Origin of the sequence: Nocardia colli, assembly GCF_008704205.1 — a bacterium.
Classification (GTDB): Bacteria; Actinomycetota; Actinomycetes; order Mycobacteriales; family Mycobacteriaceae; genus Nocardia; species Nocardia colli.
Map to the genome: position 1 here is coordinate 88,011 of NZ_VXLC01000001.1, position 18,917 is coordinate 106,927.

The window sequence follows — 18,917 nt, forward strand, 5'->3', positions numbered from 1 at the left end:
GCGATTCGCGTTCCCGCCCTTATCGGCGTGCTAGGTGCTACTTAAGACGCGTCCTCGTCGAGGAGGTTGCGGGTGCGGTTCGGGTCCACCGGGATGCCCGGTCCGGTGTTCGTCGAAACCGTCACCTTCTTGACGTAGCGGCCCTTGGCGGTCGACGGCTTCACGCGGAGGATCTCCTCCAGCGCGGCGCCGTAGTTCTCCACCAGCGCGGCATCGGCGAAGGAGGCCTTGCCGATGACGAAGTGCAGGTTGGCCTGCTTGTCGACGCGGAAGTTGATCTTTCCGCCCTTGATCTCGTTGACGGCCTTGGTCACGTCGTTGGTGACCGTGCCCGTCTTCGGGTTCGGCATCAGGCCACGCGGTCCGAGGACACGCGCGATCCGGCCGACCTTGGCCATCTGGTCCGGGGTGGCGATCGCGGCGTCGAAATCGAGCCAGCCGCCCTGGATCCGCTCGATCAGGTCCTCGGCGCCGACGGCGTCCGCACCGGCGGCCTCGGCCTCGGCGGCCTTCTCGCCGGCCGCGAACACGATGACGCGAGCGGTCTTACCGGTGCCGTGCGGCAGGTTGACCGTGCCACGAACCATCTGGTCCGCCTTGCGGGGATCGACGCCGAGACGAACGGCGACCTCGACGGTCGCGTCGGTCTTGGTGGTCGCGGTCTCCTTGGCCAGCCGCGCCGCGGCGAGCGGGGAGTACAGCGTGTCGCGATCGACCTTCTCGGCCGCGGCGAGATACGCCTTGCTTCGTTTTGCCATGATTCTCTGTCCTTAGTTTCTGGTTTCAGCCGTGGTTATCGGGCCTGGCCGGCCCTCCCACCTGGAGCGAGGTCGCTCAGCCTTCGACGGTGATACCCATCGAACGCGCGGTACCCGCGATGATCTTCGCCGCCTGGTCGATGTCCTTGGCGTTCAGATCTTCGGCCTTGGTCTTGGCGATCTCCCGGACCTGGTCCATGGTGATCTTCGCGACCTTGGTCTTGTGCGGCTCAGCCGAACCCTTCTGCACACCGGCGGCCTTGAGCAGCAGCCGAGCGGCGGGCGGGGTCTTCAGCTTGAAGTCGAACGAGCGGTCTTCGTAGACCGAGATCTCGACCGGGATGACGTTGCCACGCTGCGACTCGGTCGCGGCGTTGTACGCCTTGCAGAACTCCATGATGTTCACGCCGTGCTGACCGAGCGCGGGACCCACCGGGGGGGCGGGGTTCGCCTGGCCGGCCTGGATCTGAAGCTTGATGATCCCGGCGAGCTTCTTCTTCTTGGGGGGCATCTTTCTTTCCTAGGTGTCTGTTTTCCTTGCTCTTTGCAAGTCCTGGTGAATCAACCCGTGACCCGGGCCGATTCATTCCGTCGGGGACGGAACGTCTTAGATCTTCGCGACCTGGGTGAAGCCGAGCTCCACCGGGGTCTCGCGACCGAAGATCGACACGAGCACCTTGAGCTTCTGCTGCTCGGCGTTGACCTCGGAGATGCTGGCGGGCAGCGTCGCGAAGGGGCCGTCCATCACGGTCACCGACTCGCCGACCTCGAAGTCGACCTCGATGGCCGGCTTGGACACCGACTCGCTGGACGACTCGGACGAGCCTGCACCAGCGGCGGCCGGAGCCTTCTTCTGCTGGGCGGCGGGGACGAGGAACTTCACCACGTCGTCGATGGACAGCGGCGACGGGCGCGAGGTGGCGCCGACGAAACCGGTGACACCGGGGGTGTTGCGCACCGCGCCCCACGACTCGTCGTTGAGTTCCATCCGGACCAGGATGTAGCCGGGCAGCACCTTGCGGTTGACGTTCTTGCGCTGGCCGTTCTTGATCTCGGTGACCTCTTCGGTCGGCACCTCGACCTGGAAGATGTACTCCTCGAGGTCGAGGTTCTGCACGCGGGTCTCGAGGTTGGCCTTCACCTTGTTCTCGTAGCCGGCGTAAGAGTGGATGACGTACCAGTCACCGGGGGCGCGACGCAGCGCGGACTTCATCTCGGCGACCGGATCGGCGGGTTCGGCGTCGATCGGGGCGGCCTCGGCAGCGGCTTGCGCCTCGTCGGTCTCCGACTCGGAGTCGACGGAGCCCTCGGAGTCCACGTCCTCGGAGTCTTCGACGGTCGCGGCGTCTTCGGTCGTGGGATCCACCACCGCGTCCTCGACCGGGAACTCTTCGTTTGTGTCGTTCTCCGGGGTGCTCACTGGGGCACTCGCTTCCTGTGTCGTCACGTACATCCTCTGCGTGCCGGGGCCGGGCGCGCGGCGGAATCACTCCGCCCGGGTCCGCCCCGGAGATCGGCCGGCGTCGGGCCGTTCTGCTAGCCGAACAGCCAGTTGACACCCTTGATGAACGCCACATCCAACCCGCTGATGAACGCGACCATGAAAATCACGAACACCAGAACAACGCTCGTATAGGTGACCATCTGCTTCCGGTTGGGCCAGATCACCTTGCGCAGTTCCGCGATTACTTCACGCAGGAACTTGATCAAACGCTTGAACGGATTACGCGTTCCGCGTTCGGCCCGATCGGTCTTGGCTGCCTTGCGCGACGTGGGTCGATCCAGAGTGGCGATCGAACCGGTGTCGGATGACGCGCTGCGGGTTCGCCGTGCGGTTCGCTTACCACTCGGACGAGCTACCCCGGCGGTGTCATCGCCGTCGTCGGTCGCATGTGCGCCCAGGCGATCTTCCCGCTCGCTCACGTCGATCCTTTCGTCGCTGGCATCCAGGGCAGGGGCGACAGGACTTGAACCTGCAACCTGCGGTTTTGGAGACCGCTGCTCTGCCAGTTGAGCTACGCCCCTTCGGTTGGATCCGTGTCGGCCGTCCAACCACTGTTCGGTATTCAGTTGTTCTTCTGGTGTCACATAACACGCGCGCTGCTTGGCAGTTGCCGATTCCTTCGACGAATCCTTACGAACTCGCCCGGAACCGGCTCTACAGAGCAGCGCGCAACGGCTGGTGACCCCAGAAATCTGAGTGTACGTTACCGTCCGCGTCGTTTGCCAATCAGGGTCAAGCGACCAGGTCAGGCCAGTTGGACGGTAGCCGTCGCGCGCCCGAAGATCTTGCGCCCCGCCGACTTCGCCACGATGGCGATGACCGCGGTCCGCGTCTCCGGATCCACGGACTTCACCTTACCGGTGTACTCGATCTCGGCGGCCTCATCCGTCCCCACATAGACCGGGCTGGTGAAGCGGACGTTGTATTCCTTGACCGCACCGGGGTCGCCGAGCCAGGAGGTGACGAAGCCGCCGCCCAGGCCCATGGTGAGCATGCCGTGCGCGACCACGTCCTCGAGGTCGACCAGCTTGACCACCTCGTCGCTCCAGTGGATCGGGTTGGCGTCGCCGGAGACGCCGGCGTAGTTCACCAGGTCGCCGCGGGTGAGCCGGATGATCCGACTGGGGAGTTCGTCGCCGGCCGCGATGTCGTCGAAGCTGCGCGCGCGCTTGCTCGGCGCGACCTCGGGCACCTTGGCCGCGACCACGGGGGCGGGCACGTTGGCGCGCGGGCGGTGGTCCGGGGCGTCCTCGCCGATGCCGTGCATGAGCACGTTGCGCACGACGTCGTTGAGGTTCGGGTCGATGTCGCCGCCGCTGCGGCCGATCAGCGTGGTGTAGGTGGTGAGTACCAGCTCGTCGTTCTGCGCGGTGACGATGTTCTTGGTGACGATGATGTCGCCGCCGAACGCCTGCCGGAACGAGTGCAGGTAGACGTCGCAGACCAGCTGGTCGCCGACCTTGATCGGCCGGTGGAATTCCAGGATCTGGTCGGTCTGCAGGATCTGGCTGAGGTCGTAGCCGGTGACAATCTGCTCGAAGAGCTTGCGCTGGGCCAGAATGCCGACCAGGGAGATGAAGGTCAGCGGCGCGAGCAGGCCGTCGTAGCCGTACTCCTGCGCCAGGTCCTCGTCCCAGTGCACCGGGTGGTAGTCCTGCACAGCGCGCGCGTATTCGCGCACCTTCTCGCGGCCGACCTCGTAGTAGTCGTCGACGCGGTAGTGGTGACCCACCATCGAGGCCGCGTGTGCTGCGGGGTCGAAGGACTCGACCGCCTGAACCGCTTCGTCTGTACCGGTGTTGATTGTCACGGGAGGACTGTACCTATCTGACCCCGAGGCCCGGAGTCGGCGGAGCGTCTACGACTACGCCTCGCTGACGCTCGGCTCCGCCGTAACCGCTGGGGCGGCTGTATCCATGGTTCGCTCGCTACGCTCCCTCACCTACCGCGCCACTCGACCGTGAAATGCGTCAGGGCCGGACAATCGTCCGGCCCTCGCACTGTCACGATCCAGATTGCCGAAAGCGATCTAGGCTCTCGACGCCGATCCACGCGGCAGCATCACGCGTGGCGGACTAGCGGGATTCTTTGTGTCCCCGGTGCGTGCCGCAGTTCGGGCAGAACTTCTTGAGTTCCAGCCGATCCGGGTCGTTGCGCCGGTTCTTCTTGGTGATGTAGTTGCGGTGCTTGCACTCTTCGCAGGCCAAGGTGATCTTTGGCCGGACATCGGTGGACTTCGCGGCCACGATATTCCTTCTTTCGGGTCAACCAGTTGGTCTGATCGGTTTGGTAGCGATGGCCGGACTTGAACCGGCGACACAACGATTATGAGTCGTTTGCTCTACCGACTGAGCTACACCGCCACGGGGACGCATTGCTGTAGTGCCGCGCCCGGCCCCACCGGAGTGGGAACTATATGCGATGCCGAGTCGGTCACCACCGGCAATCCGGCGAGCCCCCTAACGGAATCGAACCGTTGACCTTTTCCTTACCATGGAAACGCTCTGCCGACTGAGCTAAGGGGGCATGACTACTTCCGCACCAGGCTCCGAACACCCGACCCCGGCGCGGCGAAGTCTTGAACGAGGTTACACACTCTAGGGTCAGAGCTCCAAACCGGGTGGTCAGAAGCCTTTTTCGGCGGGTGATCCGGCACTCGGCGCACGCCGGAGCCGCGGACCGCAGGCCTGCAACGAAAAACCCCCGCGGATCAGAACTTCGATCCACGGGGGCTTTCGGTGGCAGATGTAGGATTCGAACCTACGTAGGCTTTCGCCGACGGATTTACAGTCCGCTCCCATTGGCCGCTCGGGCAATCTGCCGTGCACTGAGTGCGGAGAGCAGAATACATCGCACCTGCACCCTGAATGCAAACCGGCTGGCCATCGGCCGTGCGGCGGGACTACCGTCGCGCTCCGGGGTACAACTAACGGTGACCGATCAACCGGTCGAGCGAGCAGTTGGACCGCCAGGACAGGAGCGAAGTGTGGCCGATTCGTCATTCGATGTCGTCAGCAAGGTCGAACGTCAGGAGGTCGACAACGCGCTGCATCAGGCGGAGAAGGAGCTGACCACCCGCTACGACTTCCGCAACACCGGCGCGTCCATCGAGTGGTCCGGCGAGGACAAGATCGTGCTGACCGCCGAGGCCGAGGAGCGGGTCAAGGCGGCGCTGGATGTGTTCAAGGAGAAGCTGATTCGCCGCGACATCTCGCTCAAGGCGTTCGACGCCGGCGATCCGGTGGCGTCCGGCAAGACCTACAAGATCACCGGAACGCTGGTGCAGGGCATCGACACCGAGCACGCGAAGAAGATCACCAAGAAGATCCGCGACGAGGGCCCGAAGGGCGTGAAGGCGCAGATCCAGGGTGAGGAACTGCGGGTGAGCAGCAAGAAGCGCGACGACCTGCAGGCCGTCATCTCGCTGCTGAAGGGCGAGGATTTCGGCATCGCGCTGCAGTTCGTCAACTACCGATAGCGAGCGCGAGTTCCGGCGATGTCGACCGAACAGCAGCGGGCCGGGCTCGGCGTCGACGAGGGGATCCGCACCCTGCTGCTGCTCATGCCCCGGGTGGTCGGGCGCGCCAAGCGATTACGGGTTCCGGACGAGCTCCGGGAGTTCTCGCTCGCGCCCCGGCACCTGTCGCTGCTGGCGATCCTGGTCTTCGAGGGACCGAAGACGGTGAACGATCTCGCCGCGCGGCTGGAGGTGGCGCCGACGACGGTGAGCCTGATGGTCGGCGAACTCAGTCGCAGCGGGCTGCTCGAGCGCACCGCGGACGAGCACGATCGTCGCCGCACGTTCGTGGGAATCGCTGCGGCACATACAGATTCGGTCAACGAATGGCTCGGCGGCAGCGCCCGCGCGTGGCGCAGGGTGCTCGAACCGCTGACCCCGGAACACCGTCGGTTGTTCGTCGACACCTTCCGGGCGTACGAGGCCGAACTCGCGGGCGAAGACCCTCAGTAATCCCTTCGGCCGCCGGCCATTTCCTCCAGCCGGGCGATGCGCTCGGCCATCGGCGGATGCGTGGAGAACCAGCGAGCGGCGCGCTCACCCACGCGAAACGGGTTGGCGATCATCAGGTGTGACTGAGCGGTCAATTGCGGCTCAGGGGGCAAGGGGGCGGCTTGCACGCCGCGCTCCAGCTTGCGCAGGGCCGAGGCGAGGGCGAGCGGGTCGCCGGTGAGCTCGGCGCCGGACTGGTCCGCCTGGAATTCGCGGGAGCGGGAGACGGCCAGCTTGATCAGGCTCGCGGCGATCGGGCCGAGCAGCGAGACGAGCAGCACGCCGATGATGTTCGGCCCCCCGCCGTTGCGGTTGCCGCCGAACGCGGAGGCGAAGTAGGCGAGGTTGGCCAGGCCGGAGATGACCGCGGCGAGCGCGCCGGCCACCGAGGAGATCAGGATGTCGCGGTTGTAGACGTGCGATAGCTCATGGCCGAGCACCGCGCGTAGCTCGCGTTCGTCGAGGATCTGCAGGATGCCGCTGGTACAGCAGACCGCGGCGTGCCGTGGACTGCGGCCGGTGGCGAAGGCGTTGGGCGCGTTGGTCGGGCTGATGTAGAGCCGCGGCATGGGCTGGCGGGCGGTGGTCGCCAGTTCACGCACGATCCGGTAGATGACCGGCGCTTCCAGCTCGCTGACCGGCTGCGCGTGCATGGCCTTCAACGCGAGCTTGTCGCTGTTGAAGTACGCGTAGGCGTTCATGCCGACGGCCAGCACGATGGCGATGATCAGGATGGTCGGGCTGCGGAACAACGCGCCCGCGACCACGATCAACGCCGACATGCCGACCATCAGACCGAACGTCTTGAGCCCGTTCGCATACCCGTGCCCGTGCATAGGTCTCCTTTGCCCACTCCCCGATCGTTGAGTGTTGACAACAGGTCAACGATCGGAGCACGAACCAAAGTTCCTGCTCAACTCAGCCGACACGCTCGATCGTGTAGCGAACCAGGTGTTCGAGGGCGTCGTTGGCCGGGCCCGCGGGCAGCTTCGACAGCTCGGCGTAGGCGATGTCGGCGTAGCCCTGCAGCTTCTCCTTGGCCAGCACCATGCCGCGGGAACGGGCGAGCAGGTCCAGGGCCTCGTCCACCTCCGCGTCGGTCTGCAGCGGGTGCGCGAGCAGTTTGCGCAGGCGGTCGCCCTCGGCGCCGTCCTCGCGCAGCGCGTAGAGCACCGGCAGCGTGTGCACGCCCTCGCGCAGGTCGGTGCCGGGCGTCTTGCCGGACTGCTCGGCCGCCGAGGAGATGTCGATGATGTCGTCGGAGATCTGGAAGGCGGTGCCGACCGCGTCGCCGAGCCGGGCCAGCCGCTCGACGTGCTCGGTGTCCGCGCCGGAGAAGGTGCCGCCGAAGCGGCCGGACGCGGCGATCAGCGAGCCGGTCTTCTCCCAGACCACGCGCAGGTAGTGCTCGACCGGGTCCTGGGATTCGCGCGCGCCCATGGTCTCGCGCATCTGGCCGGTGACCAGCTCGGCGAAGGTTTCGGCGATGATCCGCACGGCGTCCGGGCCGAGGGTCGAGGTGAGCCGGGAGGCGTGCGCGAACAGGTAGTCCCCGGCCAGGATCGCGATGTTGTTGCCCCAGCGCGAATTCACGCTCGGGGCGCCGCGGCGCATGGTCGCCTCGTCCATCACGTCGTCGTGATACAGCGTCGCCAGGTGCACGAGCTCGACCACGGTGCCAGCGGTGATCAACGCGGGATCGGTCGGGTTCGGGCCGAGCTGGCCGGTGAGAATGGTGAACAGCGGACGGAACCGCTTGCCGCCGGCCTTGGCCAGGTGCAGCGCCGCCTCCTGCAGGAATTCCTCGCCGTCGGACAGCTCGGTGACCAGGAGCTTCTCGACCTCTTCCAGGCCGTTGCGCACGGTCGCCGCGAGTTCGGTGTCGACGAGGTCGACCCCGGCCACCACCGTGCTCTCGTCCTTCACAGCCGATGTGCTCATTTCTTCTCCCACCGATCCGTCCGACCCCACGATAGAGAACCTAGCGTGTCCCCAGCCGATGGCCCATGAACACCATCACTATGCGGTGTATCAGACACTTTTGCACACCATCGCCCGCGTGCCTCGGCGCGCCCACGTCGCCCGCCGTCGACACGAACAAGATTGCCCTGCAAGTATTGAGCGCATGGGTTCACCGGATGTCACCCCCGCGGGCGGGGACGCGCTGCCCGCCAGGGCCGAGGTGCTGGTCGTCGGCGCGGGCCCGGCCGGTTCGGCGTCCGCGGCCTGGGCCGCGCGGGCGGGCCGCGATGTGGCGCTGCTCGACTCCGCCGTCTTCCCCAGGGACAAGACCTGCGGCGATGGGCTGACCCCGCGCGCGACGGCCGAGCTGGAACACCTCGGTCTCGGCGAGTGGCTGCGCGCGCACACGGTCAATCACGGCCTGCGGATGACCGGCTTCGGCCGGGAGGCGCTGTTGCCGTGGCCCGCCGGTTCCTTCCCGACCTATGGAAGTGCCGTCCCGCGAACCGAACTCGACGACAAGCTGCGCGAGACCGCGATGAAGTCCGGCGCGCGGATGATCGACGGCGCCAAGGTGGTCGATGTCACCCGCGACGGCGACCGGATCACCGGTGTGATCGTGCGGACAGCGAGCGGAAACCACACCATCGAGTGCGCGACGCTGATCGTCGCCGACGGGGTGCGCTCGCCGATCGGCCGGCTGCTCGGCCGCACCTGGCATCGGCGGTACGCGTACGGCACGGCCGCGCGCGCCTACATCAAGTCCGGCCGCAGCGACGATCAGTGGATCACCTCGCATCTGGAGCTGCGCGACGCCGACGGCGAGCTGGTCCCCGGCTACGGCTGGGTGTTCCCGCTGGGCAACGGCGAGGTCAATATCGGGGTCGGCTCGCTGGCCACCGAGCAGCGCCCGTCACACATCGCGCTGAAGCCGCTGCTGGAGCACTACACGAAGCAGCGGTTCGACGAGTGGGAGTTCGAGGGTTCGCTGCGCGCGGTGGCCTCGGCGCTATTGCCGATGGGCGGCGCGGTGTCGAACGTGGCCGGGCGCAACTGGGTGCTGGTCGGCGATGCCGCGGGCTGCGTGAATCCGTTGAACGGCGAGGGCATCGACTACGGCCTGGAGGGCGGGCACATGCTGGCCGGGCTCCTGGACGAGCCGGACCTCTCGCGCATCTGGCCCGAGCTGTTGCGGGCGAAGTACGGCCGCACCTTCTCGGTGGCGCGGCGGATCGCCGGGCTGGCCACCCATCCGCGGATGGTGCCGATCGGCGGGCCGCCGGTGATGCGGTCGAAGTACTTACAGCGCACGGCGGTTCGGGTGATGGGGAATCTGGTCACCGACGAGGACGTCGACCTGACCGCGCGCGCCTGGCGGGCGGCCGGGCGGGTGTCGATGCGCGCAGACCAGCTCGCACCCTTCGCCTGAGGGCTCGGACCTGCGGTTTCCTGCGCTCGAGCGGTACGCTGAGGCCCTTGCCCGCGCGAGGAACAGGTGATCGCCATGGGCGGACAACCAGCAGGTGGATTGCCCGCGTTGTACTTGCTGCCGCATCTGCGGCGGGCGCGGGATCTCGCGGATCGACGCTATGCCGATCCGCTGCGTCTCGATGAATTGGCCACTGCCGCAGGCGTTTCCAAGTATCACTTCCTGCGCGCGTTCGCCGCGGTCTACGGGCTGACGCCGGCCGCGTATCTGGCCGAACGGCGGATCGAGCGGGCGCAGGATCTGCTGCGCTCGTCCAATGTCACGGTCACCGAGGTGTGCGTGCTGGTCGGCTACAGCAGTCTCGGCTCGTTCAGCAGTAAATTCCGGCAGTTGGTCGGCGTCACGCCGTCGGAGTATCAGGCCAAATTCGCCGATGGGGCGCCGCGCATTCCGGGGTGTTACGTGTTCATGCACGGACTCAGCGATCGCAAGCGGGACGGCTGATCGGATCCCGCAATTTCGGAGAAGCCACCCGGCGGCAACCGCCCATAGCCTGGTCGCATGACATCGATCACGAACGTCTCCCTGGTCACCGTGTACGTCACCGACCAGGACGAATCGAAGCAGTGGTACCTGGACAAGCTGGGGTTCGTCGAGGTCTCCGACATCATGGGCGACAACGGGTTCCGCTGGCTGACCGTCGCGCACCCGGACCACCCCGAGCTCGAGGTGACGCTGATGGTGCCCGGCCCGCCGCTGGACGACAACCTGGCCGACGCCATCCGCCGCGCGCTCGCCAACGGCACGCACGGCGCGCTCGGCCTGCGCACGGAGAACTGCCAGAAGACCTTCGAGGAGCTCACCGCGAAGGGCGTGGAATTCATTCAGCCGCCCGCGGAACGGCCCTACGGCACCGAGGCGATCATCCGGGACAACTCCGGGAACTGGCTGGTGCTGGTGGAGCAGAAGGAATACTCCCCCGCGGATTTCGCCTAGCCGAGGCCCCCGTCGTTCCGGCGGATACCGGAACGACGGGGCGGGACGGGGATCAGGCAGTCGCCTGCGCGGCGACCCACTCCTCGACGAACGTGCGCTCGCTGTTGAGCACCCGGTGATGCAGCTGCTCGGCCAGCGGCTCGATGGCGCCGCCGACCACCGGCACCTTGACCTGCACGGTGCCGACCACCTCGATCTCGGAGCCCTCCGCGGTCGAGCGCATCTCGTAGGTGCCCGACATCTCGGTGCCGATGCCGGTGGTCTCGCCCTCGAAGGTGCCCTTGGCGACCTCGCCGACCAGGGCCTGCCAGTTGTCCGTGCGGGCGAGCGTGAGCTGGCTCTTGAGCACCTTGCTCACCACGCTGGGAATCTTGTCTTCCGAGGCCTTTTCGGTCATATGGATGCGGATGGTGCCTTCGCCCTCGGGGTGCGAAAGATCCAGGGTTGCGGTCTCGGCGTCGGCGAAACGCGCCTGCCAGACCTTGTCGTCGGTAAGTGCCCGGTGAAGATCTTCGACCGGGACGGCATAAGGCACGGTGAAGCTGAATTTTCGGGACATGCGCGACACCGTATCCGAGACGGTCAGTAGGCTTGTTGCGGTGTTGGAAACCACGCAGTCTGATCGGCGGTCTATCCGCCTGCGGCGGGCCAGAATCGGCGTGCTCACGGCTGCGACAGTGATCAGTGTGCTGGTCGTGCTGCTGGTCTTCGCCGCCTGGCGCAACGACTACCTGATCAGCTCGGACAAGGGCGTGACCAGCGCCGAGGTGCTCTCCGCCGGGCGGCTGCGCTCGGCGGTCATGTACGTGACCCCGGACGGGGAGACGCACAATCCGAAGGTCGGCGTGCTGTACCCGACCAATCTCACCGCGGGCGAGCGCATCCGGGTCGAATACAACCGCGCGGATCCCGATCTGGTGCGGGTGGAGGGACGCGATGTGCGCGTTGCCATTCCACCCGCGTTGTCGGTGATCGTCGTGGTGTGGCTGGTCGCGCTGCCGACCCTGTACCTGCTGGCCCGGCTCAGCCGGCGCAGGCCGAAATCGAGCTGAGCTACTGCGCCCACGGCGGGGACATCCGGCTGCCGTCGGGCATGACCGCCTCGAAGCCCGCCGCGATCGCGATGAACGCCTCGGCGGGTTCGTCGCCGGGATTGCCGACCGCGATCGGGCTGCCGGCCGGCACGACCACGACATCCCCCGACTCCAGAATCTGACCGCTGACGTCGAGTTTCCCGGCGACCACCATGAAGACTTCGTCACGATCGAGCACGTGCGCCCCGTCCGGCTGATGCCGTGGCGCGACGGTGAGCCGCCAGGTACAGACCTCGGCCGAGCCCCTGCTCGGCGAAGCCATGGCGGTGAACTGCGCGCCGGGCACCTCGAAACGCGGTGCGTCGGCGGCTTTGATGACGAGCATGTGCACTCCCAAATAGACAAGTAAGCTTGTTCAAGTTTGCTTGTCTATCATGGCGGTATGACGGCACCCTCGCAAGCCCTGGATTTCGGCATCCTGCTCGGCTTGGGCTATCAGCAATTCGTGCGTGAGCTTCGAGAAACCGTGTCGGCGCAGGGTTTCGCCGATACCGGGCGCTCCGACGGGTACGTGCTGCGCTCGCTGGCGCACCGGCCGATGAACATCAGCGAGCTGGCCGAACGCCTGGAGATCACCAAGCAGGGCGCGGCCCAGATCGTCGACGACATGCAGCGGCGCGGCTACCTCGAACGGCGCGACGACCCGAACGATCGACGGGCCAAGCTGCTGTATCCGACCGAGCGCGGCAATGCGCTGCTCGACACCGCGAAGAAGTTCCATCGCCGCTACGAACAACGACTGATCCGTGCGCACGGCGCCGAGTCCGTCGCGGTGCTGCGCACCCTGCTCGGCGCGATCGCCACCGAGGAGGGCGTGGCCGATCCGCGCTTCCACGCGTTCGGCATGTGAAACGCCGTCCGGCCCGAGGAGTTCGCTCGATCTTTAGGTGTCCTTCACGCTTGTGTGGCGACCCGGCGCGCTGCGGGCGTCACCCTGAGGGGGTGCGTGTAGCGATCGTTGCGGAGTCGTTTCTGCCGAATATGAACGGCGTCGTCAACTCCGTGCTGCGGGTGGTCGAACACCTGGACCGGCACGGCCACGACGCGTTGATCATCGCGCCGGACACCCCGCGGGGACTGCCGCCGGCCGCGCGCTGGCACGAGCGTTTCCGGGTGCACCGGGTGCCCGCGGTGATGGTGCCGAAGATCAGTTCGCTGCCGGTGGGGTTGCCGCAGCCGGGGATCGTCGCGGCGATCGAGAACTTCGACGCGGACGTGGTGCATCTGGCCTCACCGTTCCTGCTCGGGGCGGGTGGCCTCGGGGCGGCGATGCGGCTGGATCTGCCGACGGTGGCGATCTATCAGACCGATGTCGCCGGGTTCGCCAAGAGTTACGGGCTCGCGCTGGCCAGCCGGGCCGCCTGGGCCTGGACCCGGCGCATCCACGAGGGCGCGACCAGGACGCTCGCGCCGTCCACCGCCGCCGCGGAAGACCTGGCCCAGCACGGTATTCCACGCGTACACCGCTGGGGTCGTGGGGTGGACATCGCCCGGTTCAACCCGGCCGCGCGCCGCACCGAACTGCGCGACGCCTGGCGGGCCGAGGACAAGCTGGTGGTCGGCTTCGTCGGTCGGCTCGCGCCGGAGAAGCACGTCGAGCGGCTCGCGGTGCTCGACGGCGACCCGGACATCCAGCTGGTGATCGTCGGCGACGGGCCGGAACGGGATCGGCTCGCGCGCATGATGCCGAGCGCGGTCTTCACCGGCGAGCTCGGCGGCGACACCCTGGCCGAGGCGTACGCCAGCCTGGACGTGATGGTGCACGCGGGCGAGCACGAAACCTTCTGTCAGGGGGTGCAAGAGGCGCTCGCCTCCGGCATCCCGGTGATCGGGCCCGACGCGGGCGGCCCGCGCGACCTGATCGCGCACTGTCGCAACGGATATCTGCTCCCGGTCGACCGGTTCTCCGAACTGCTGCCGAGTGCCGTTGCCGCACTGCACGATCCGGTACTGCGCGCCCGATTCGCCGGTGCCGCACGCAAATCGGTGCTGCACCGCACCTGGCCGGCGATCTGCACCGAGCTGATGGGGCACTACGCGGACGTGACCGGTACCCGAATGCGGTTACCCCATACGGCATAAAGGACGCGGCCTGCCCGCGCTTCGATGTGACCGAGAATTCCCCGGACCAGCCTCGGCACGGCGTACCGCGAGCGTTAGGGTCAGGCGTGGCGAAAACAGAAACGACCAGGGCTTCGTTGGATAAGCAGCCGCACGAGGTCGCGACCATGTTCGACGGTGTCGCACGTCGGTACGACCTGACCAACACGGTGATCTCCGGTGGTCAGGATCGCTACTGGCGCTGGGCGGTGCGCAAGGCGCTCGCGCCACGGCCGGGCGAACGCGTGCTCGACCTCGCCGCAGGCACCGGGGTGTCCACGGCCGACCTGGCGAAGTCGGGTGCCTGGTGCCTGGCCGCCGACTTCTCCCAGGGCATGCTCGCGGCCGGTAAGCACCGCAAGGTGCCGATGGTGGCGGCCGATGCGATGGCGCTGCCGTTCGTCGACGAATCGTTCGACGCGGTGACCATCTCCTACGGCCTGCGCAATGTCGCCGATCCCGACGCCGCGCTGCGCGAGATGCTGCGCGTCACCAAGCCGGGCGGCCGGCTGGTCATCGCCGAGTTCTCCACGCCGATCGTGCCGGGTTTCCGCACGGTGTACATGGAATACCTGATGAAGGCGCTGCCGAAGGTGGCGCGCGCGGTCAGCAGCAATCCGGACGCGTATGTCTATCTCGCCGAATCGATTCGGGCCTGGCCGAATCAGCGCCAACTGGCGCTGCGGATCGCCGACACCGGGTGGTCCGCGGTGAAGTGGCGTAATCTCACCGGCGGGATCGTCGCGCTACATCGGGCGTACAAGCTCGGCTGAGCAGCGATCTGCATCACACCTCACCGACAGCTTTTCCGCTGGTGAGGGTCATTGTCACCTGTCGATAACGCGCGGTAAAGCCGCCGCAATCGGCGATGGCCATGATCGGGAGCATGGTGGACGCAGGCACGAAAACCGCGGTCGGCACCGCGCGGACGGCATGCTCGTACTGTGGCGTCGGTTGCGGCATCACGGTGCAGACCCGCGCGGGCGCCGACGGAGCGCCGGCCATCGCCAAGGTCAGCGGGGACAAGCTGCACCCGGCGAACGCGGGCAGGCTGTGCACCAAGGGCGCCACCCACCTGGAGCTGATGCGCACGCCCGGCCGGATGGAGACCGCGTACCGGCGGCCCGAGCGCGGTCAGGAACCCGTGCCGGTGCCGGTCGACGACGCGGTGCGCGAGGCGGCCGACCGGTTGCGCGCGATCCTGGACGAGCACGGACCCGACGCGATCGCGTTGTATGTCTCCGGGCAGATGTCGCTCGAGGCGCAATATCTGGCCACCAAGCTGGCCAAGGGTTATCTGCGGACCGTGCACATCGAGGCCAACTCGCGGCTGTGCATGGCGAGCGCGGGCACCGGGTACAAGCAGTCGCTCGGCGCGGACGGACCGCCCGGCTCCTACGACGACTTCGAGCACGCCGACCTGTTCTTCGTGATCGGCGCGAATATGGCCGACTGCCACCCGATCCTGTACTTGCGCATGGCCGATCGGCTCAAGGCCGGCGCGAAACTGATCGTCGTCGACCCGCGGCGCACCGGCACCGCGACGCGGGCCGACCTGTTCCTGCAAATCGCACCCGGCACCGATCTCGCGCTGTTGAACGGCCTGCTGCATCTGCTCGTCGAAAACGGTGACATAGACCGGGATTTCATCGCCGAGCACACCGAGGGCTGGGACGGGATGGCCGAGTTCCTCGGCGACTATCCGCCCGCGCGGGTCGCCGCGATCACCGGGCTCGCCGAGGCCGATATCCGTACGGCCGCACAGTGGATCGGCGAGGCGGGCGAGTGGATGTCGCTGTGGACGATGGGGCTCAACCAGTCCACGCACGGCACCTGGAACACCAACGCGATCTGCAATCTGCACCTGGCCACCGGCGCGATCAGCCGGCCAGGCAGCGGGCCGTTCTCGCTCACCGGGCAGCCGAATGCGATGGGCGGGCGGGAAATGGGCTACATGGGGCCCGGACTGCCCGGCCAGCGCAGCGTGCTCTCCCCCGCCGATCGCACGTTCGTCGAGACCGCGTGGGGGCTGCAGCCCGGGACCGTGCGGGCCGAGGTGGGGCCGGGCACCGTCGAGATGTTTCGCGGACTGGCCGCGAGCAAGATCAAGGCCGCGTGGATCATCTGCACGAATCCCGTTGCCACCGTGGCCAATCGCAAGACGGTGCTGGACGGGTTGGAGGCGGCCGAGCTGGTGATCGCCCAGGACGCCTACACCGAGACCGCTACGAATGCCTATGCCGATCTGCTGTTGCCCGCCACGCTGTGGGCCGAAGCCGATGCGGTGATGGTGAATTCGGAGCGCAACGTCACCCTGTTGCAGCGTTCGGTCGATCCGGTCGGTGCTGCCCGTCCGGATTGGCAGCTGATCGCTCAGGTCGCGACGGCGATGGGTTTCGCCGGGTTCGAATTCGCCTCCAGCGCCGAGGTTTTCGCCGAGATCAAGCAGTTCGCCAATCCGGCCACCGGATATGACCTGCGCGGCATGGATTTCGAGCGATTGCGCGACGGGCCGATGCAGTGGCCCTGCCCGGACGGTACGCGCTCGCGCAATCCGATTCGGTACGTCAACGACGGGGTCAGCCAGCACCTGCACGTCGACGCGGACGGGCAGCAGCCGCGGCTGGCGTTCGCCACGCCCAGCCGGCGGGCCGTGTTCTGGCCGCGTCCGCATCTGCCGCCGGCCGAAATGCCCGACGACGACTTTCCGTTTCTGCTCAATACCGGCCGGTTGCAACATCAATGGCACACCATGACCAAGACCGGCAAGATCGGCAAGCTGAACAAGTTGAACGGGCAGCCGTTCGTCGAGGTGCATCCGGCCGACGCCGAGCGGCTCGGGATGCGCGCGGGTGATCAGCTCGAAATCGCCTCGCGGCGTGGGCGGGCTGTGCTGCCGGTGCGGATCAGCGATCGGGTGCGGCCGGGTGATTGCTTCGCGCCGTTCCATTGGAACGACGAGCACGGTGAGTATCTGACGATCAACGCGGTCACCAACGACGCGGTCGATCCCGCGTCGTTGCAGCCGGAGTTCAAGGCGTGCGCGGTGTCGTTGCGCCGGGTGGCGGTGCCGGAGCCCGAGGCGCCGGAATCGCCTGCCGTGCCGACGCCTTCGATGGCGGCCGCGCATCCGCTGGCCGCCGCGTTCGGGTTGGACGCGGCCGCGACGCCGATGCTCACCGAGGCCGAGCGGATCTACCTCAGCGGGTATCTCGCGGCGCTACAGGCGATTCCGGTGACCGGGCTGCCGGTGCTGCCTGCCGCCGCGCCGATGTCGGCGCAGAGCAGGTTGTGGATCGATGGGGTGCTTGCGGGCATGTATTCCCGCGCCGCCACTGCTCCCGATGCCGCGCCCGCGCATCCGGTGACCGTGCTGTGGGCGTCGCAGACCGGGTCCGCGGAGGAACTCGCCGCGACGGTCGGCGCGCGGCTGGCCGAATGTGGTTTCGCGCCACGGCTGCTCGACATGGATTCGTGTGCGGTGGACGCGCTGGCCGGGGACGTGCTGGTGATCAGCAGCACGTTCGGCGACGGCGGGCCGCCGGACAACGGCACCGACTTCTGGAACCGGCTCGACGGCAGCGCGATTCAGCTCACCGGCGTGCGCTACGCGGTGTTCGCGCTCGGCGACTCCTCCTACGACGACTTCTGCGGGCACGGGCGCAAATTGGACGAGAAGTTCGCCGAATACGGTGCGACGCGGCTGCTTGCGCGGGTCGACAGCGAACCCGATTTCCAGGAGCCCGCCGAGCGCTGGCTCGACTCGATCGTGGGCGTGCTCGGCGAGTCGATGGAAGGTGTTGCGCCGGACGATGATCCGCAGCCGGTGCCGCCGGACCGGACGGCTCGTACCCGCGGCACCACCATGACGGCGGGGCTCACCCGGGCCGCCGCTCCCGCGCCGGGGCGGATCCGACGGGAGATCGCGCCGTTCACCCGGCAGGCGCCGGTGCCCGCGCCCCTGGTGCGCAACGAATCGCTCACCCTCGACGGATCCGCGAAAGAGGTGCGGCAGTTCGGTTTCGATCTGCGCGGCGTGGAAGCCGATTACGAGGTCGGCGATTCGCTCGGCGTCTGGCCCACCAACGACGCGGTGCTGGTGGACGAATGGCTCGCCACCACCGGCCTCGACGGCCGCCGGATCATCGAGGTCGACGATCGGGAACTGTCGCTGGGCGAGGCGCTGCGCACGCACTACGACATCAGCAAGGTGAGCAACGACCTGCTCACCTTTATCGCGGAACGCAATTCGAACATCCGGCTGGCGAAGCTGTTGCGGCAGAACAATCGCAACGAGCTCGACAACTACCTGTGGGACCGGCAGGCCGTCGACGTGCTGCGCGACTTCCCGGTGCGCGCCGATCTGGTGGACTGGCTGGGCACACTGAAAAAGCTGCAACCGCGCCAGTATTCGATCTCGTCCAGCCCGCTGGTCAGCCCCGACGAGGTGCAGCTGACCGTCGGCATCGTGCGCTACGGCGATCCCGCCGCCACCGGCTCGGCCGCCCGGCGCGGCGGGGTCTGCTCGACTTTCCTGGCCGACCGAGCGGGCACCGATCCCGGCTCCGTGCCGATCTTCCTGCAACGCGCCCCGCACTTCCGCCCGCCCGCCGACCCGGCCGCACCGATGATCATGGTCGGCCCCGGCACCGGCATCGCCCCGTTCCGCGGCTTCCTCCAGGAACGCCGGGAACTCGGCTGCACCGGCCGCAACTGGCTGTTCTTCGGCGAACAGCACGCCGCCCGGAACTTCTACTACCGCACCGAACTCGAAGACATGTTCCGCTCCGGCTTCCTCACCCGCCTGGACCTGGCCTTCTCCCGCGACCAACGCGAACGAATCTACGTGCAGCACCGCATGATCGAGCACGGCGCCGAACTCTGGTCCTGGCTGGCCGACGGCGCCCACCTCTACATCTGCGGCGACGCAACCAGAATGGCCAAGGACGTAGACGACGCCCTCCTCCGCATCGCCCGAGTCCACGGCAACCTGGACGAACCCGGCGCCCTCGCCTTCCGCAAACAACTCATCACCCAAAAACGCTACGTCCGCGACGTCTACTGA

At 67.3% G+C, this 18,917-nt stretch carries 20 protein-coding genes and 4 tRNA genes; 10 read left to right on the top strand and 14 right to left on the bottom strand.

Annotated elements, in window-relative coordinates; all coding sequences use genetic code 11:
- Positions 1–41 precede the first annotated feature (41 nt).
- From rplA to F3087_RS00460, 10 genes are all read right to left on the bottom strand, one after another.
- A complete protein-coding gene (rplA, locus tag F3087_RS00415) occupies positions 42–758 on the bottom strand; it encodes a 50S ribosomal protein L1 (protein ID WP_150399756.1) in 717 nt (238 codons plus the stop codon).
- Positions 759–834: 76 nt separating this feature from the next.
- Positions 835–1,269 carry a 50S ribosomal protein L11 gene (gene rplK / locus F3087_RS00420; protein ID WP_150399757.1) on the bottom strand — a complete coding sequence of 145 codons (435 nt, stop codon included), beginning with the start codon at positions 1,267–1,269 and terminating at the stop codon, positions 835–837.
- 96 nt (positions 1,270–1,365) lie between these two features.
- On the bottom strand, positions 1,366–2,076 hold the full coding sequence (gene nusG, locus F3087_RS00425) for a transcription termination/antitermination protein NusG (RefSeq protein WP_223884853.1): 711 nt from the start codon (positions 2,074–2,076) through the stop codon (positions 1,366–1,368).
- Between the two features lie 218 nt (positions 2,077–2,294).
- Positions 2,295–2,681, bottom strand: coding sequence for a preprotein translocase subunit SecE (secE, locus tag F3087_RS00430; protein WP_191093719.1), 387 nt, complete (start codon positions 2,679–2,681; stop codon positions 2,295–2,297).
- Between the two features lie 29 nt (positions 2,682–2,710).
- A tRNA-Trp gene (locus tag F3087_RS00435) sits at positions 2,711–2,783 on the bottom strand.
- A 224-nt stretch (positions 2,784–3,007) separates the two neighbouring features.
- A complete protein-coding gene (locus tag F3087_RS00440; protein ID WP_150400815.1) occupies positions 3,008–4,066 on the bottom strand; it encodes a fused (3R)-hydroxyacyl-ACP dehydratase subunits HadA/HadB in 1,059 nt (352 codons plus the stop codon).
- A gap of 271 nt (positions 4,067–4,337) precedes the next feature.
- Positions 4,338–4,508 (bottom strand): 50S ribosomal protein L33, encoded by a 171-nt coding sequence (gene rpmG, locus F3087_RS00445; RefSeq protein WP_150399758.1) that lies wholly within the window; start codon positions 4,506–4,508, stop codon positions 4,338–4,340.
- Between the two features lie 41 nt (positions 4,509–4,549).
- Positions 4,550–4,625, bottom strand: a tRNA-Met gene (locus tag F3087_RS00450).
- Between the two features lie 90 nt (positions 4,626–4,715).
- Positions 4,716–4,788: transfer RNA gene (locus F3087_RS00455), tRNA-Thr, on the bottom strand.
- 213 nt (positions 4,789–5,001) lie between these two features.
- Positions 5,002–5,084, bottom strand: a tRNA-Tyr gene (locus tag F3087_RS00460).
- Between the two features lie 164 nt (positions 5,085–5,248).
- Between F3087_RS00460 and F3087_RS00465 the strand changes: the two genes are divergently transcribed.
- On the top strand, positions 5,249–5,740 hold the full coding sequence (locus F3087_RS00465; protein ID WP_150399759.1) for a YajQ family cyclic di-GMP-binding protein: 492 nt from the start codon (positions 5,249–5,251) through the stop codon (positions 5,738–5,740).
- An 18-nt stretch (positions 5,741–5,758) separates the two neighbouring features.
- The gene (locus F3087_RS00470) at positions 5,759–6,232 is read left to right on the top strand and encodes a MarR family winged helix-turn-helix transcriptional regulator (protein WP_150399760.1); all 474 of its coding nucleotides are present in this window, start codon (positions 5,759–5,761) and stop codon (positions 6,230–6,232) included.
- On the opposite strand, the gene htpX is transcribed toward F3087_RS00470, so the two are convergent.
- Together htpX and F3087_RS00480 are read right to left on the bottom strand one after the other, a co-directional pair.
- Positions 6,226–7,107 carry a zinc metalloprotease HtpX gene (gene htpX, locus F3087_RS00475; protein WP_150399761.1) on the bottom strand — a complete coding sequence of 294 codons (882 nt, stop codon included), beginning with the start codon at positions 7,105–7,107 and terminating at the stop codon, positions 6,226–6,228. The genes F3087_RS00470 and htpX overlap by 7 nt on opposite strands.
- Positions 7,108–7,189: 82 nt before the next feature.
- Entirely contained in the window at positions 7,190–8,212 is a 1,023-nt protein-coding gene (locus F3087_RS00480; protein WP_150399762.1) for a polyprenyl synthetase family protein, read from the bottom strand.
- Between the two features lie 184 nt (positions 8,213–8,396).
- Between F3087_RS00480 and F3087_RS00485 the strand changes: the two genes are divergently transcribed.
- The 3 genes from F3087_RS00485 to F3087_RS00495 all read left to right on the top strand — a co-directional run bounded on the left by F3087_RS00485 (position 8,397) and on the right by F3087_RS00495 (position 10,658).
- Positions 8,397–9,662: a geranylgeranyl reductase family protein gene (locus F3087_RS00485; protein ID WP_150399763.1), complete on the top strand. Its 1,266-nt coding sequence runs from the start codon at positions 8,397–8,399 to the stop codon at positions 9,660–9,662.
- Positions 9,663–9,737: 75 nt separating this feature from the next.
- A complete protein-coding gene (locus F3087_RS00490) occupies positions 9,738–10,166 on the top strand; it encodes a helix-turn-helix transcriptional regulator (RefSeq protein ID WP_150399764.1) in 429 nt (142 codons plus the stop codon).
- Positions 10,167–10,223: 57 nt separating this feature from the next.
- Complete coding sequence (locus tag F3087_RS00495; protein WP_150399765.1) at positions 10,224–10,658, top strand: VOC family protein; 435 nt, start codon at positions 10,224–10,226, stop codon at positions 10,656–10,658.
- 52 nt (positions 10,659–10,710) lie between these two features.
- On the opposite strand, the gene F3087_RS00500 is transcribed toward F3087_RS00495, so the two are convergent.
- Positions 10,711–11,217, bottom strand: coding sequence for a DUF2505 domain-containing protein (locus tag F3087_RS00500; protein WP_150399766.1), 507 nt, complete (start codon positions 11,215–11,217; stop codon positions 10,711–10,713).
- 40 nt (positions 11,218–11,257) lie between these two features.
- Here F3087_RS00500 and F3087_RS00505 point away from each other — a divergent pair, with 40 nt between their 5' ends.
- Entirely contained in the window at positions 11,258–11,710 is a 453-nt protein-coding gene (locus tag F3087_RS00505; RefSeq protein WP_150399767.1) for a DUF3592 domain-containing protein, read from the top strand.
- A gap of 1 nt (position 11,711) precedes the next feature.
- Here F3087_RS00505 and F3087_RS00510 read toward each other — a convergent pair whose 3' ends face one another.
- Positions 11,712–12,077, bottom strand: a complete 366-nt coding sequence (locus F3087_RS00510) for a cupin domain-containing protein (RefSeq protein ID WP_150399768.1) — start codon at positions 12,075–12,077, stop codon at positions 11,712–11,714.
- Positions 12,078–12,134: 57 nt separating this feature from the next.
- Here F3087_RS00510 and F3087_RS00515 point away from each other — a divergent pair, with 57 nt between their 5' ends.
- The 4 genes from F3087_RS00515 (at position 12,135) to F3087_RS00530 (ending at position 18,917) form a co-directional block, all read left to right on the top strand.
- A complete protein-coding gene (locus tag F3087_RS00515) occupies positions 12,135–12,602 on the top strand; it encodes a MarR family winged helix-turn-helix transcriptional regulator (RefSeq protein ID WP_223884752.1) in 468 nt (155 codons plus the stop codon).
- 92 nt (positions 12,603–12,694) lie between these two features.
- Positions 12,695–13,834, top strand: coding sequence for a glycosyltransferase family 4 protein (locus F3087_RS00520; RefSeq protein ID WP_150399769.1), 1,140 nt, complete (start codon positions 12,695–12,697; stop codon positions 13,832–13,834).
- An 86-nt stretch (positions 13,835–13,920) separates the two neighbouring features.
- Positions 13,921–14,625, top strand: a complete 705-nt coding sequence (locus F3087_RS00525; protein WP_150399770.1) for a demethylmenaquinone methyltransferase — start codon at positions 13,921–13,923, stop codon at positions 14,623–14,625.
- 113 nt (positions 14,626–14,738) lie between these two features.
- Positions 14,739–18,917, top strand: a complete 4,179-nt coding sequence (locus F3087_RS00530) for a bifunctional nitrate reductase/sulfite reductase flavoprotein subunit alpha (RefSeq protein WP_223884753.1) — start codon at positions 14,739–14,741, stop codon at positions 18,915–18,917.